The sequence below is a fragment of the endosymbiont of Lamellibrachia barhami genome, assembly GCF_011947365.2.
Classification (GTDB): Bacteria; Pseudomonadota; Gammaproteobacteria; order Chromatiales; family Chromatiaceae; genus QGON01.
Map to the genome: position 1 here is coordinate 1810974 of NZ_JAAVSH020000001.1, position 12719 is coordinate 1823692.

Sequence of the window (12719 nt, forward strand, 5' to 3'; positions counted from 1 at the left end):
TGGTATGCTTCGTTCAGTTACGTATTGTGATATAGGCAGAGGGGAGATGATCTTACAACGAGTTGTTGCCATGCGATTTCCTGACCTTATGGTGTGGCTGGGTGAAGGGTCGAGTCAGATCAGCTGGCTGTCCACCTGCATCCTTCAATTTCACTTCATGCTGCTCCCCAGCAACCTCCATCTCGCTCCGACCCCTGAGTAAGGAGATAGTAATTGATGGGCGGACTGACGATTCGACCCGCGCTGCCAGGGCAACCGGAGAATATGTCGATACAGGCCCGCGTGCTACCGTTACACTACGCCCGCGTTAGTGATTTATACACGAAACCATTTAACTGTCAGATCAGAATTCGCGACTACCAAATTGTGCGTGTCTGGGCCGATCTGCGTAAAACAGTTTTCCAGTGCCATTTTTCTCTGACCCGGTTTCGCATTTTCTACTAACCTACGAACAGTAACACTGATATGACAGACCAGCCTGACACAGAAACTAACAGCGAACGCTGTTCACCCCGGTTGAGCCATGTTAGGCGTGTTGATGGAGAAACAGCGGACCACGCCGGACAATTATCCGCTCACCCTCAACGCACTGGTACAGGCCTGCAACCAGAAGACCAGCCGCAACCCGGTGATGCAGCTGACCCAGGGAGAGGTTGGCCACACCGTCAACCTGCTACGGGACCGGGAACTGATCCGTTCGAGCTTCTCCGGCCGGGCGGAGCGCTATGAACAGAAACTTGGCAGGCATCTTGAACTTGATCGGGAGGAACAGGCAGTGCTCTGTGTCCTGCTGTTGCGCGGACCCCAGACTCTGGGTGAGCTGCGTACCCATGGTTCGCGCCTGGCGGATTTTTCCGGCCTGGAGGATGTCAGAGACGCGCTGGAACTGCTGATGGCACAAGATCCTTCACTGGTGGCGACCCTTCCCAAGGGGCCGGGACGGCGCGAAGATCGATACGTCCAGCTGCTGAGTGATGAACCGAAGGAGGAGCTGTCTATGGCTGCTGCGACGGAAACAACCGGAGAAGCTGATCGCCTGGCGGCCCTTGAGGAGGAAGTCCGGCAGTTGCGGGCAGAAATCGACACATTGTGGCGGTTGACCGGGCTGCAGAGACCATCATCGGAAGAGAAATAGTCTTTCGCTCTCACCTCAAAGCTTGACCCGTTGCCCCCTACAGAAACGGGTAATCGGTATAACCTTTTTCATCGCCGCCGTAAAACGTCTCGGGATCTGGCTCGTTAAGTCGTGCACCCTGAGCAAATCGCTCAGGCAGATCCGGATTGGCGATAAACAGCTTGCCGAAGGCAACCAAATCAACATCACCCGGTTGCAACGCCTGCTCGGCCCTGGCTTGAGTATAGCCATTATTGGCCATGTAGAGGCCGCCAAAGCGGCGCTTGAGCTCATGATAATCCACAAGGCGATCTCCACCCAACATATCGCCTTCCAATACATGCAGGTAGGCAAGCTGATGCCCGCGCAACATATCAGCAACTGCATTAAACGTCGCTTGCGGCTGTGAATCCCGAATGTCATTGAACTGGTTTTCAGGTGACAGGCGCACGCCGATACGGTTGCCAGGCCAAACTGTACTCACCGCTGTAATCACTTCATCCAACAGGCGCATACGGTTTTCAATACTGCCGCCATAGGTATCAGTTCGGGTGTTGGTGCCATCGCGTAAAAACTCATCCAGCAAATAACCATTCGCTGAATGGATTTCCACTCCGTCAAAGCCTGCGTCCCTGGATCTTTGTGCGGCTGCCGCATAGTCTGCACACAAACCGGGGATCTCTTCGATGGTCAGGGCACGGGGGGTCTCAAAAGGCTGCATGCCCGCATAGGTCACAGCATCACCTTCAGGCCGGATGGCCGACGGCGCTACCGGCTGAATGTTTTCGGGCAACATCGAGGAGTGAGATATGCGCCCCACATGCCAAAGCTGGATAAAGATACGCCCGCCTTCGGCATGCACAGCATCGGTTACCTGTCGCCATCCCGCCACTTGCTCATCGCTGTGGATCCCCGGTGTTGCGGGATAGCCAACGGCCTCGGGTGAGATCTGACTGGCCTCGGTAATAATCAACCCGCTACCGGCCCGCTGAGTATAGTACTTGGCATTCAATGCCGTGGGCACATTGTCCTCACCGGCCCGATTGCGGGTCATGGGCGCCATCACGATACGATTCGGCAGTGTCAGGCCACCCAGCGTGAGCGGGGTAAAAAGATCGATATTATCCATTATTCACCTCACTTTCTCAGCAGCTTGAAGGCATCGTTGCCGGTTTGCTCAAGCCAGTCCTGAACCTTTTGCGCCGCCGGATCGCGAGTGCCAATCATGACTTTATGACCACGACCGGCAAAGCCGGCACCCAAAACGCGACCGACATCGCCCGTTCCCAAAATACCTATTTTCATGTCAGCACCCTCTATTCACGAATGGTAGGAGAGCGGGTTTAACTGCCCCGGTTTCGTTGATAACAGTAATGATAGGGCATTATCGACCCCGTATTTTGGATAAGAGGATGTTTGATATGTTTCTGGCTTTCTTCTTCCGACGAAAACCCATATCTCAAACGCAGGCCGGATCAAGCGTAGCGGATCCGGCGTGGGTTGCCTGTTCGTGGCAGACTTTGCCTGATCCGCTGCGCTTGATCCAGCCTACTTCTTGATACCCACACCCCGGTGCAGCAGGTTCAGGCTATAGGCCGACAGGGCCAAAATAAACGAGAGAATGATCACTATCGCAATACCCAAATCGATATCCGAAACGCCAATAAGACCGAAGCGGAAGGCGTTCACCATATAGAGCACCGGATTGGCCATGGAGACATCCTGCCAGAATTGGGGCAACAGCTGGATGGAGTAGAAGACGCCGCCAAGATAGGTCAGAGGTGTCAACACAAAGGTCGGCACGATAGCGATATCGTCAAAGGTGTTGGCATAGACCGCGCTGATGAAACCCGCCAGGGCAAACAGGATCGAAGTCAATACGAACACCAGCAGCGTGACAGCGTAACTATGTATCTCAAGATCGGTAAAGAACAGTGAGACCAGTGTCACCACGCTGCCGACGGCAACGCCCCTGGCCACTCCTCCACTGACATAGCCTGCCAATACCACCCAACTCGGCACGGGCGCCACCAGCATCTCATCCACATAGTGTTGAAATTTTGCGCTGTAGAAGGAGGAGACCACGTTGGCATAGGAGTTCTGTATCACCGACATCAGGATCAAGCCCGGCACGATAAAATCGATGTAACGGAAACCCTCCATCTCTCCGATGCGATCACCGATCAGCGTACCGAAGATAACGAAGTAGAGGCTGGTGGTGATCGCCGGCGGCAGTATGGTCTGGATCCAGATGCGGCTGAAACGCAGCACCTCTTTGATGACAATGGTGCGATAAGCGACAATATAGCGGCTCCAGCGGGTCACGCTTTGCCCTCCGCTATGCGGCTGCGATCCCGGTTCACCATGTTGATGAACATCTGTTCCAGACGGTTCTGCTTGTTGCGCATGCTGACAACCTCGATACCGTTGCGGGAGAGCGTTTCGAAGAGGTCATTGACGGTTTGCCCGCGGGAGAGTTCCACCTCCAGCGTTACGTCATCCACCTGCACCAGGACATATTCGGCCAGTTCAGGCAAACGGGCGAGTGCCTCACGCAGATTGAGTACGAAGGTCTCCGTGTGCAGACGGCTCAGCAGTCCCGAGAGCGAAGACTGCTCCACGATCCGGCCGTGGTTGATGATGGCGATGTTGCGGCAGAGGCTCTCCGCCTCTTCGAGATAGTGGGTGGTAAGAATGATGGTGGTGCCCTGTGTGTTGATCTCACGCAGGAACGCCCACATGGAACGGCGGATCTCGATATCCACCCCGGCAGTGGGTTCATCGAGGATCAACAACCGCGGCCTATGCACCAACGCACGGGCAATCATCAGACGGCGTTTCATGCCACCGGAGAGCGCGCGGGCCTGTGCGCTGCGCCGATCCCACAGATCGAGCCGTTTCAGACTCTTCTCCGCCCGCAGATAGGCCTCGCTTCGGGGTATGCCGTAGTACCCCGCCTGATTGACCAGGATCTCCACCACCGGCTCCCACTGATTGAAGTTGAACTCCTGAGGCACCAGGCCGATGGACTGCTTGGCTGCTTCACGCTCCCTGTCGGTATCATGGCCAAATACCGCCACCTGTCCGGATGATTTGTTGACCAGGGAGGCGATGATACCGATGGCAGTCGACTTTCCTGCACCATTGGGACCCAGCAGTGCAAAAAAGTCCCCCTCTTTTACATCGAGATCGATACCTTTCAGTGCCTCAAAGCCGTTGTCGTATCTCTTGTGCAGATTTCGAATGGAGAGGGCGTTCACGGCAGGACTACAACAGATGGATGATGACCGCCTATTCTACAGATAATTGGCCTGCAGGGGGCAGAGTCAAACCGGACAGCGCGGCAGGTAATTAAGATTGAGTTGAGCGGTTTGACCCCACCCCCGCCGCTTCGCAGCAAGCTGTGGGGATAGCGATTAATCCGGAATTCCATCGAGTCGCTGTTTCGTCTCTGCCCACAACGCCTCGTAGGCCTGTGCTGCTACTCCTCGCAGGGCATACTCGGCCACAGGCATGCGGAATATACCCATCCGCTCCACATCACTGGCATAGGGGATACGGGTCTCCATGACCTCGCTGTGCGTGGCAGGCAGGTTCTTCATGACATCGAGATGCATCCGCTTGCGCCGGTCCACCATGGAAAAGAAGGGCATCAACTCCAGCCCGTCTATACGATGGCCATCAAGAAAATCGAGCAATTGGTCAAAGGTTCGCAGGGAGAGGATAGTCGGAATCAGGGGCAACATCAGGCCATCGGCGGCACGAAAGATGTTTTCCGAGACCAGCGAGATACTGGGCGGACAGTCGAGAAAAACATAATCATAGGCACGGGAGAGGGGACGCAGCAGTCTCAGCAGCTGTTTGGTAGGCTTGCTGGCAGTCTCCAGCCTCAGATCCATATTCCGATAGGAGAAGTCCGCCGGCAGAATGTCAAGGTTGGTAAAGTCGGTGGCCTTGACCAGCGAATCGAGATCGACCTTGCCCTTCACCAGGCGTTTACTGCCGCCCTTTACCTTCGGTTTGACGCGAAAATAGAAGGTCGCTGCAGCCTGGGGATCAAGATCCCAGATCAGGGTGCGGTAGCCCTCTTTCGCCGCCAAGTAGGCAAGATTCACCGCCGTGGCGGTCTTGCCCACCCCACCCTTGATGTTGTAGATGCCGATGATCTTCATGCAGCCCCCTTGCCACCAAAGAGTTTCCTGAATGTGTCGCGATTGTCCTGCGCGGCAAAGTCGGTAAACAGGGCCGCGAACTCAGCCCGGGCCTGCTGTTGCTTCGCCAGCAGATCACCCACCAGAATGCCCATCGCAATCACCGGTCGGGCGCCGCTTCCCTCTTTCAGCATCTGCTCACCAAAATCCTCCAGGCTCTCCGCCTGCACCTGCATATCCTGAAAGTCGCCGAGATTATCCAGCAGGATCTTCATCGCCTTGATCACCTTGCGAATATCGCGCTTGGGATAGAGACTCTGAAAAAACTCCATGAGATAGCGCAGTTTCTTGCACGATTTGCGCAGCTCGTGAAGCGCGTCCGCCGGGGAGTCCGGAGTAATCGCCAACCCCTCTCTCAACACCCGATGATAGATCTTGCGAATACGCAAATCCGCCACCCTCGCCGACGGCTTCAGGGCATTGACCTCAACCGGCGCCTCCGCCAGTGGCGACTCCAGCCAGTTACGCCAATCCTTCATCAATTTCCGGAAATGGGGCGAGTTGATCTTGCGCACCAGAGCACGCTGCGCACCCTGATGATGATTCACCAGGAAGTCGCGAAAGGGATCGAGATCGGCTTGCACCACTGCCGGCAGACTCGCCTGAAGATCAGCGAATTTCAGCAGATAGACATCCAGGTCACGGGTCGGTCCGGTGATCTTGCCGATCCATCCCAAACCCTGTTTGAAACGTTCGATATCGCTTTCGGCAAAGATGTTCTTGACTTGCCCCAGCAACGAACGGCTGCGGCGCACCGCGACCCGTAGATCGTGGAGAAATTCCGAATCAAGATTTGCCCGGGTACCGGAAATGTTCGCTTCCATGGTATCCAACAGGCCCAGCAGTATCTTTCTACCAGCAACATCAGCACGCTGCTCAGGGTCGAGTCGATAGTTGAGCTTGGATGAGTAGTCCCCGGGTCGCCGGCCAATTCCGTCGAGCGCGCCGATGAACAGCGTCTGGGCCGCCACCTCTAACCCCAGACTCTCCAGATCCGCCTGCATACGCAGGAGCGGTTTTGGGTAGCCTTTAAGCGGCAGCAGGGTGAGGGTCGGTTCCAACGGACCCTGCTGTTTGCCACCCTTGGAACTGTAACGATTCTCTTCCAGCACAATCCGAACAACCGTCTTCTCCTCCCTGTCGAGCAGCCGCAGGGTTCGCAGATGACGATCCACCCTGACCAGTGGTAACAGTGTACGCATTTCGAGTATCGGGGAGAGTCGCTCACGCATCTCGCCGACCGGTAGGGAATCGCTGAATCCAGGGGTCTGCTGCAGCGCCTCACATGCCACTTGCTCCCCGCTACGGTGTTCAATCAAGCAGAGACGGCCACCCTCCGGAGACTTTTCGAAGGTCAGTTCCGCACCCGCCTGCCAAACCCGCCAGTCGAAACTGTCGAGAAAGACCAGGCTATCATCACTTTTGGGGGCTTTCAGGAAGCGGTGGGATTGGGCCAGCGCAGACTCGACGCCGTCCAGTCCCAAGTCGTCAGGCAGAGTGTATTTGATCGGCTGCAGCAACATTGCTTTGATTCCAAGACACAGAGGGTTGGAAGAGTAACCGACACCCTATGTGGCAGGCAATCTCAATTGACGCATCCATCTCTGCGTTTTTTCAGCATCGTTTCCAGACGGACAGCCGGTAGGAGCGGCGTGGCGCCGCCCCTAATCTAAGGGGGATAAAACTTGGATCAGTGGGTAACAGGGATGCGGCGTGGCTGCAGTGCAGCTCTCTTCCTGATCACCACTTCCAGTACACCGTGATGGGTTGCCGCGCTGATCTCTGTATCGTCGGCCATTTCGGGCAATTTGAAACTGCGGCGAAATGCCCCTTGAAACCGTTCGCGGTGACTGTAGTCCCGCTTTTCGTTCTCGGCATCCACCATCTTACGTTCACCGGAGATCTCCAGCACGCCATCCTCCATGGAGACCTCGATCTCTTCCGGGGCAACACCGGGGATATCCATCGTCAAGCGATAGTGATCTTCAGCCTCATGAATATCCACCGCCGGTGTCCAGACGGATGCTGCGGCAACCTGTTGCTGTTTGCGCGTCTGCATCAGACTGTCCATCTCGCGGCCAAAGTCGTGTAGCTGGATCCAGGGCTCATTGTGAAAAATGCTCATTTTTTCGTTCTCCAGAAATTGAATTTTGCTGTTGTCTGAAGAGATTGGGACACACCCTGTTTTTTCAAGTGCTGATATGTAAAACGCGATAATCCCGAAGTAAAAAGCGGTTGTTGTTCCTTGAAGCGGGCTCTATACGCAACTTATACTCGCATCCAACATCGACTTAACGAACACAGGTGCCGATTTCCACGGCCCCCTACAGGCAGCGACGCTATGAACACACCTATCTTCAATCCCCCGATCCGTACCCTCATGGGTCCCGGCCCCTCGGATGTGCATCCACGCATTCTGGAAGCCCTCTCCCGTCCGACCATCGGCCATCTGGATCCGGCCTTCGTCGGCATGATGGAACAGACCAAGGCGCTGCTGCAGTACGCATTCCAGACTGAAAACGCACTGACCATGCCGGTCTCCGCCCCCGGTTCCGCCGGCATGGAGACCTGCTTCGCCAATCTGGTCGAGCCGGGTGACAAGGTCATCGTCTGCCAGAACGGCGTCTTCGGCGGTCGCATGAAAGAAAACGTGGAACGTTGCGGCGGTACCCCGGTAATGGTGGAAGACGACTGGGGCACCTCGGTCGATCTGCAGAAGGTCGAGGAGACATTGGAAACCAACCCCGATGCCAAAATCCTCGCTTTCGTACATGCGGAGACCTCCACCGGCGCCCAGTCCGATGCCAAAGAGCTGGTGGCGCTGGCCCATGCCCACGACTGCCTGACCATCGTCGATGCGGTGACTTCCCTTGGCGGCACCCCGGTAAAGGTGGACGAATGGGAGATCGACAGCATCTACTCCGGTACTCAGAAATGTCTCTCCTGCACCCCTGGTCTCTCACCGATCAGTTTCAGCGAACGTGCCCTGGGGAAGGTGCGCAGCCGTTCCAGCAAGGTGCAGAGCTGGTTCCTCGACCTCAATCTGGTAATGGGTTATTGGGGTAGCGGACAGAAGCGTGCCTACCACCACACCGCGCCGGTGAACGCGCTCTACGGCCTGCATGAATCGCTGCGCATCCTTGAAGAAGAGGGACTGGAGAACGCCTGGGCCAGACACAGGAAGATGCATCTGGCACTGAAGGCCGGTCTGGAGGCGATGGGGCTCTCCTTCATCGTCGACGAGGCACACCGTCTGCCCCAGCTCAACGCCGTATCCATTCCCGAGGGAGTGGACGACGCAAACGTCCGCGGACGTCTGCTCAACGAATACAACCTGGAAATCGGCGCCGGTCTCGGCGCACTGGCCGGAAAGGTCTGGCGCGTCGGACTCATGGGCCACAGCGCCCGGGCAGAGAACGTCCTGCTCTGCGTTGGCGCCCTGGAGGCGATCCTGAGCGACATGGGGGCACCAATCAATACCGGCGTAGCCCTGGCTGCGGTACAGAAGGCGCTACAAGCTTAAGGAGCCGGCAGAGACATGATCGGCAGACCCGGTCCAAGGCAACGCCGTGCGGTTTTCTTCCTGTTGGCGATCTCCGTTTTCGCCATCAGCTACTATCTGGGCAACCGCAATAAAACCGGGGATGCAGTCCCAATCTCCGGCGTGGTGATGCGCCCGCCAACCCCGGCCCCGGAATTTCAGCTTTTCGATCAGTCGGACGAACCCTTTTCGCAAGAACAACTGCAGGGGAGCTGGGACCTGCTGGTGCTGGACCCACAGTCCGGCACTGCCTCCCCCGCCTTCTATCGCATGGTTCAGGTCTACAATCGTCTGGCTATCGAATCGGAGTTGCAACGTCAGACCCACTTCATCTACGTTCCCAGAGAGAGCAGTGACGACATCAAGGCTGGCGCCGGCAGACTCGGTCCCAACTTTATCGCACTGCACGGTTCAGGGCGTGAAGTCGATGAAACTTTCCTGCGTTTCGGTGTGTCTGAGATCACCGACAACTTCACGCTCTACCTCATTGACCCCGAGGCGCGGATTCATGCACTGTTTACCGACGTGCAGGATGCGGCTACCATCGCAGCTGATCTGAAGGCAATTATCAGCAACCAAAATCCATGAAAAATTCTCCTGCCGCCCGGCGCGACGTCCCTGAAACCATTGGCAACAAACTTTTTGTAGGTCTCCAATACCTGCTGCCGCACCACCTTTTATCGGCAATCATGTACCGCATCACCCGCTCGGAGTGGAAACCCTTCAAGGATCTGCTGATCCGCAAGGCCATTGAGTGGTATCGGGTGGATATGGATCTGGCGCTGGAGTCGGACCCGGCGGTCTATCGCAGCTTCAACGACTTCTTTACCCGCGTCCTGCGACCGGATGCGAGACCCGTCGCTGCGGAACAGGACGCCATCACCTCCCCCGCCGACGGCACACTGAGTCAGGCAGGGGATATCGAGAGCGGCTATCTGTTCCAGGCCAAAGGGCACGACTACTCCCTGTTGGAACTGCTGGGTGGCGATATCGAGTGGAGCCGCCGTTTCGAGGAAGGCAGTTTTGCCACCATCTACCTCTCACCAAGAGACTATCATCGCGTGCACATGCCGTTTTCCGGCACTCTGAAAAAGATGATCCATGTGCCGGGACGCCTGTTCAGCGTCAACAACACCACTGCCTGTATGGTGCCCAATCTCTTTGCCCGCAACGAACGGGTTGTCTCTCTCTTCGAAACCGAGGCAGGACCCATGGCCGTCATCCTGGTGGGCGCGATCTTTGTCTCCAGCATGGATACCGTCTGGTCGGGCACAGTGACCCCTGTTGCAAAACAGGTACGCGAATGGCACTACGCAGAACAGCCGGCGCCTGCAGATATCTCCCTTGAAAAGGGAGAGGAGATGGGACGCTTCAATATGGGTTCCACTGTAATCCTGCTGTTCGGCCAGGATGCCATGGACTGGATGGATGAGCTGACGCCGGAGATGCCGCTGAAGATGGGTGAGCAGATAGGTCAGGCGCAGGCAGCATTGAAATAGGCTGTGTTCCTGTAGGAGCCGCGCCCCGCGGCGAATCGGCATTGCGGTGAAACACCGACACCTTTTCGCCGCAGGGCGCGGCTCCTACAGGCAAGCCCGCCATTTTAGAACCGAACCATTATCTCCTCTGAGTAAGCCGATTCAACGCCCTCGTTATCGATTGCGGTTACCGCCAGATACCAGACTCCGTCACTGGGTAGCGTAACAACGTGGGATATCATACTGTCCGCCACCTCCCACTGCTCGTAGTTACCTGGTTCCTGGCCGTAATAGACGCGATATGATTGAACACTCCCACCCTCACTGGGTGTCCAGGTAATCTGCACCCGATTGCTGGGTGCCTCACATGAAGTGATACAGGTGACGTCCACACTGACAGTGGCGGTGGCACTGTCACCATCGAGATCGGTTACCTCGTAGACAAAGCTGTACCTGCCTGAATAACCGGCAGCTGCCAGATAGATGACCTCATTACCTGCTGTGAGGCTCAACTCCCCTTTGGTCGGGGATTGCAGGATGTGCAAACTGATCGGCCCATCCTGCAGACCGGTATCATTGGCCAACACAGCGACCATGACAGATTCACCCGCAACGACTGCGGCCAGATCATCGACAGCTACCGGCTGATGGTTGAGTCCTGTGACCAGAATGGAAAAAGGCGTCAGCTGGCTCGTTACCGTTCCATCGCTCACCGAGATGGCAACATCCATATATTCACCGATATCAGACTCGGCAGGTGTGCCGCTCAAGGTGCCGGTTGCGCTGTCGAAGTTCAACCATGTGGGTTTTCCACTGACGGCAAAGGTCATACTGTCACCGTCAGCATCAGAGGCATTAGGGATAAAACTATACGCTTTGCCTGCGGAGACCTCAGCAGCAGGTTCACCGCCAATCACAGGCGCTCTGTTGACATTAGTGACTACCAAAGTGAAGGGGGAGAGTGCAGCACTCGCCTTTCCATCTGTTACCGATAGACTGATATCCGAATAGCTGCCTGCGCCATCGAAACCGGGAGTGCCGGAGATAACGCCAGTTGCGGAATCAAAACTTGCCCAAGCAGGCAGATTACGAACACTGAAGATCAGTTTATCGCCATCAGCATCATCAGCTGCGGGGGCAAAATGGTAGGGGGTATTTTCCGCCACAATCAATACGGGTTGACCGGTAATTGTCGGCGCATGATTCGGTAGCTGTGGATCTGTAGTAGTGCTGACATGCTCAAACGCCCCCATATCCGGTGCTGCGCCATTGTATTTCAGGGCCACGCCCTGGCCTGCGTTCCAGCTCAGTGTACGGTCGAGGGTGATGGTGTGGCTGGCGTAGTTGATCCCGACGATAATGGCAGTCTCATTACTGCCCTGTAGCTGGATCTCATCCCCGGCCTCACCGTCGATGCCGAAACCGTCGTAGAAGTAACCGGCATCATCGACCACCAGGGTGGCGCCGCTGCCGCTACCCACGGTGGTGGTGAGGAACCGTCCGGCATCGATCATCGGGCTCGTGGATTGGAGGGTAAAGACGTGGTTGACCTCATCCACGAATTGCGGATCCTGCTCCAGGTTGTTGACGTAGAAAGCCGGTTTAGTGTTCTGCGCATCGACCAGTGAGATGCCGATGCTGCCCCAGTGTCCGATCACATTATCTCCCAGGTTGCCGGAGAAGAAGTTATTGCTATCGAATTGATAACCCGACATGTCGTTGCGGTAGACGTGCTGGTAGGGCGCATCTGGCCTTTCGCAGTCCGTGTTCCTGTTGAGGATGTTGTTGGCGAAGAGGTTGTCCTCAAAGCCCCCACCGAAGAGTCCATCGTGGCATGCCGCCGCAGAGGTTTTTGTGGAAGACATTATGTAGACCTGGTTATGGTGTTGAAACGGGCTTCCGGCTATAGTTCTGCATGCCGAGCCCGGAATTGTTCAGACAGGAAGACATTCTGGCGAATGATGCCGTTTTGGCCCGCATATTGGATACCGCTGCTGCCGGAGGTGCTGTAATACGAGCTGGTTTTGGCGTACGGTTTCCACTAGGGTTGTACTTGGTGGCGTCGAAGAAAGCCCACGTTATCGCAGTCATAGATCTCGCCGATCTTCTGATCTCGTTATCGAATGGTTTCGCTGCGGATCACGCTGGAAGTTGCCGCACTTGATCACCCAGCGTATGGTTTGCGCGCACGAAGGTATTGCCTCCACCAGTTGTGATCCGACTTGATCTCAGGGGTATGTTTATCCTGTGAAGAGTCCTCGATGGTGTTGTTATAAATCTTATATGGTTGCCTCCTGAAAAGAACAGGCCGGTTTTGGCGCTGGTGCTGCCGTGGTTTGCCCAGCAATACGTAACTGAACGGTATTTGCCACCAA

At 56.1% G+C, this 12719-nt stretch carries 12 protein-coding genes; 4 read left to right on the forward strand and 8 right to left on the reverse strand.

What is annotated here, in order from left to right; genetic code table 11:
* Nucleotides 1-538: 538 nt before the first annotated feature.
* The gene (locus tag G9Q73_RS08110; protein ID WP_246345129.1) at nucleotides 539-1135 is read left to right on the forward strand and encodes a YceH family protein; all 597 of its coding nucleotides are present in this window, start codon (nucleotides 539-541) and stop codon (nucleotides 1133-1135) included.
* A 37-nt stretch (nucleotides 1136-1172) separates the two neighbouring features.
* Here the strand turns inward: G9Q73_RS08110 and G9Q73_RS08115 are convergent, their stop codons facing one another.
* The 7 genes from G9Q73_RS08115 to G9Q73_RS08145 all read right to left on the reverse strand — a co-directional run bounded on the left by G9Q73_RS08115 (nucleotide 1173) and on the right by G9Q73_RS08145 (nucleotide 7450).
* Nucleotides 1173-2243 (reverse strand): alkene reductase, encoded by a 1071-nt coding sequence (locus G9Q73_RS08115; protein ID WP_177419336.1) that lies wholly within the window; start codon nucleotides 2241-2243, stop codon nucleotides 1173-1175.
* A gap of 8 nt (nucleotides 2244-2251) precedes the next feature.
* Nucleotides 2252-2419, reverse strand: coding sequence for an NAD(P)-binding domain-containing protein (locus G9Q73_RS08120; RefSeq protein WP_177419337.1), 168 nt, complete (start codon nucleotides 2417-2419; stop codon nucleotides 2252-2254).
* 243 nt (nucleotides 2420-2662) lie between these two features.
* The gene (locus G9Q73_RS08125; RefSeq protein WP_177419338.1) at nucleotides 2663-3439 is read right to left on the reverse strand and encodes an ABC transporter permease; all 777 of its coding nucleotides are present in this window, start codon (nucleotides 3437-3439) and stop codon (nucleotides 2663-2665) included.
* Complete coding sequence (locus tag G9Q73_RS08130; RefSeq protein ID WP_177419339.1) at nucleotides 3436-4374, reverse strand: ABC transporter ATP-binding protein; 939 nt, start codon at nucleotides 4372-4374, stop codon at nucleotides 3436-3438. Before G9Q73_RS08130 ends, G9Q73_RS08125 begins: the two co-directional genes overlap by 4 nt.
* Before the next feature lie 156 nt (nucleotides 4375-4530).
* Complete coding sequence (locus G9Q73_RS08135; protein WP_177419340.1) at nucleotides 4531-5286, reverse strand: ParA family protein; 756 nt, start codon at nucleotides 5284-5286, stop codon at nucleotides 4531-4533.
* A complete protein-coding gene (locus G9Q73_RS08140) occupies nucleotides 5283-6848 on the reverse strand; it encodes a CHAD domain-containing protein (protein ID WP_177419341.1) in 1566 nt (521 codons plus the stop codon). Before G9Q73_RS08140 ends, G9Q73_RS08135 begins: the two co-directional genes overlap by 4 nt.
* A gap of 167 nt (nucleotides 6849-7015) precedes the next feature.
* The gene (locus tag G9Q73_RS08145; protein WP_177419342.1) at nucleotides 7016-7450 is read right to left on the reverse strand and encodes an Hsp20/alpha crystallin family protein; all 435 of its coding nucleotides are present in this window, start codon (nucleotides 7448-7450) and stop codon (nucleotides 7016-7018) included.
* Nucleotides 7451-7705: 255 nt separating this feature from the next.
* Between G9Q73_RS08145 and G9Q73_RS08150 the strand changes: the two genes are divergently transcribed.
* From G9Q73_RS08150 to asd, 3 genes are read left to right on the forward strand one after another with little or no spacing between them, the layout of a single operon-like run.
* The gene (locus tag G9Q73_RS08150) at nucleotides 7706-8848 is read left to right on the forward strand and encodes a pyridoxal-phosphate-dependent aminotransferase family protein (RefSeq protein WP_177421348.1); all 1143 of its coding nucleotides are present in this window, start codon (nucleotides 7706-7708) and stop codon (nucleotides 8846-8848) included.
* A gap of 15 nt (nucleotides 8849-8863) precedes the next feature.
* Nucleotides 8864-9454 carry an SCO family protein gene (locus tag G9Q73_RS08155; protein ID WP_177419343.1) on the forward strand — a complete coding sequence of 197 codons (591 nt, stop codon included), beginning with the start codon at nucleotides 8864-8866 and terminating at the stop codon, nucleotides 9452-9454.
* Nucleotides 9451-10365: an archaetidylserine decarboxylase gene (asd, locus tag G9Q73_RS08160; protein WP_218649939.1), complete on the forward strand. Its 915-nt coding sequence runs from the start codon at nucleotides 9451-9453 to the stop codon at nucleotides 10363-10365. Before G9Q73_RS08155 ends, asd begins: the two co-directional genes overlap by 4 nt.
* 104 nt (nucleotides 10366-10469) lie before the next feature.
* Here the strand turns inward: asd and G9Q73_RS08165 are convergent, their stop codons facing one another.
* The gene (locus tag G9Q73_RS08165) at nucleotides 10470-12209 is read right to left on the reverse strand and encodes a putative Ig domain-containing protein (protein ID WP_177419344.1); all 1740 of its coding nucleotides are present in this window, start codon (nucleotides 12207-12209) and stop codon (nucleotides 10470-10472) included.
* Nucleotides 12210-12719 lie beyond the last annotated feature (510 nt).

Coding starts and splice junctions, on each gene's coding strand:
- G9Q73_RS08110 (WP_246345129.1), top strand. CDS start 539: ATGGAGAAACAGCGGACCACGCCGGACAATTATCCGCTCACCCTCAAC.
- G9Q73_RS08115 (WP_177419336.1), bottom strand. CDS start 2,243: ATGGATAATATCGATCTTTTTACCCCGCTCACGCTGGGTGGCCTGACA.
- G9Q73_RS08120 (WP_177419337.1), bottom strand. CDS start 2,419: ATGAAAATAGGTATTTTGGGAACGGGCGATGTCGGTCGCGTTTTGGGT.
- G9Q73_RS08135 (WP_177419340.1), bottom strand. CDS start 5,286: ATGAAGATCATCGGCATCTACAACATCAAGGGTGGGGTGGGCAAGACC.
- G9Q73_RS08140 (WP_177419341.1), bottom strand. CDS start 6,848: ATGTTGCTGCAGCCGATCAAATACACTCTGCCTGACGACTTGGGACTG.
- G9Q73_RS08145 (WP_177419342.1), bottom strand. CDS start 7,450: ATGAGCATTTTTCACAATGAGCCCTGGATCCAGCTACACGACTTTGGC.
- G9Q73_RS08150 (WP_177421348.1), top strand. CDS start 7,706: ATGGGTCCCGGCCCCTCGGATGTGCATCCACGCATTCTGGAAGCCCTC.
- G9Q73_RS08155 (WP_177419343.1), top strand. CDS start 8,864: ATGATCGGCAGACCCGGTCCAAGGCAACGCCGTGCGGTTTTCTTCCTG.
- asd (WP_218649939.1), top strand. CDS start 9,451: ATGAAAAATTCTCCTGCCGCCCGGCGCGACGTCCCTGAAACCATTGGC.
- G9Q73_RS08165 (WP_177419344.1), bottom strand. CDS start 12,209: ATGTCTTCCACAAAAACCTCTGCGGCGGCATGCCACGATGGACTCTTC.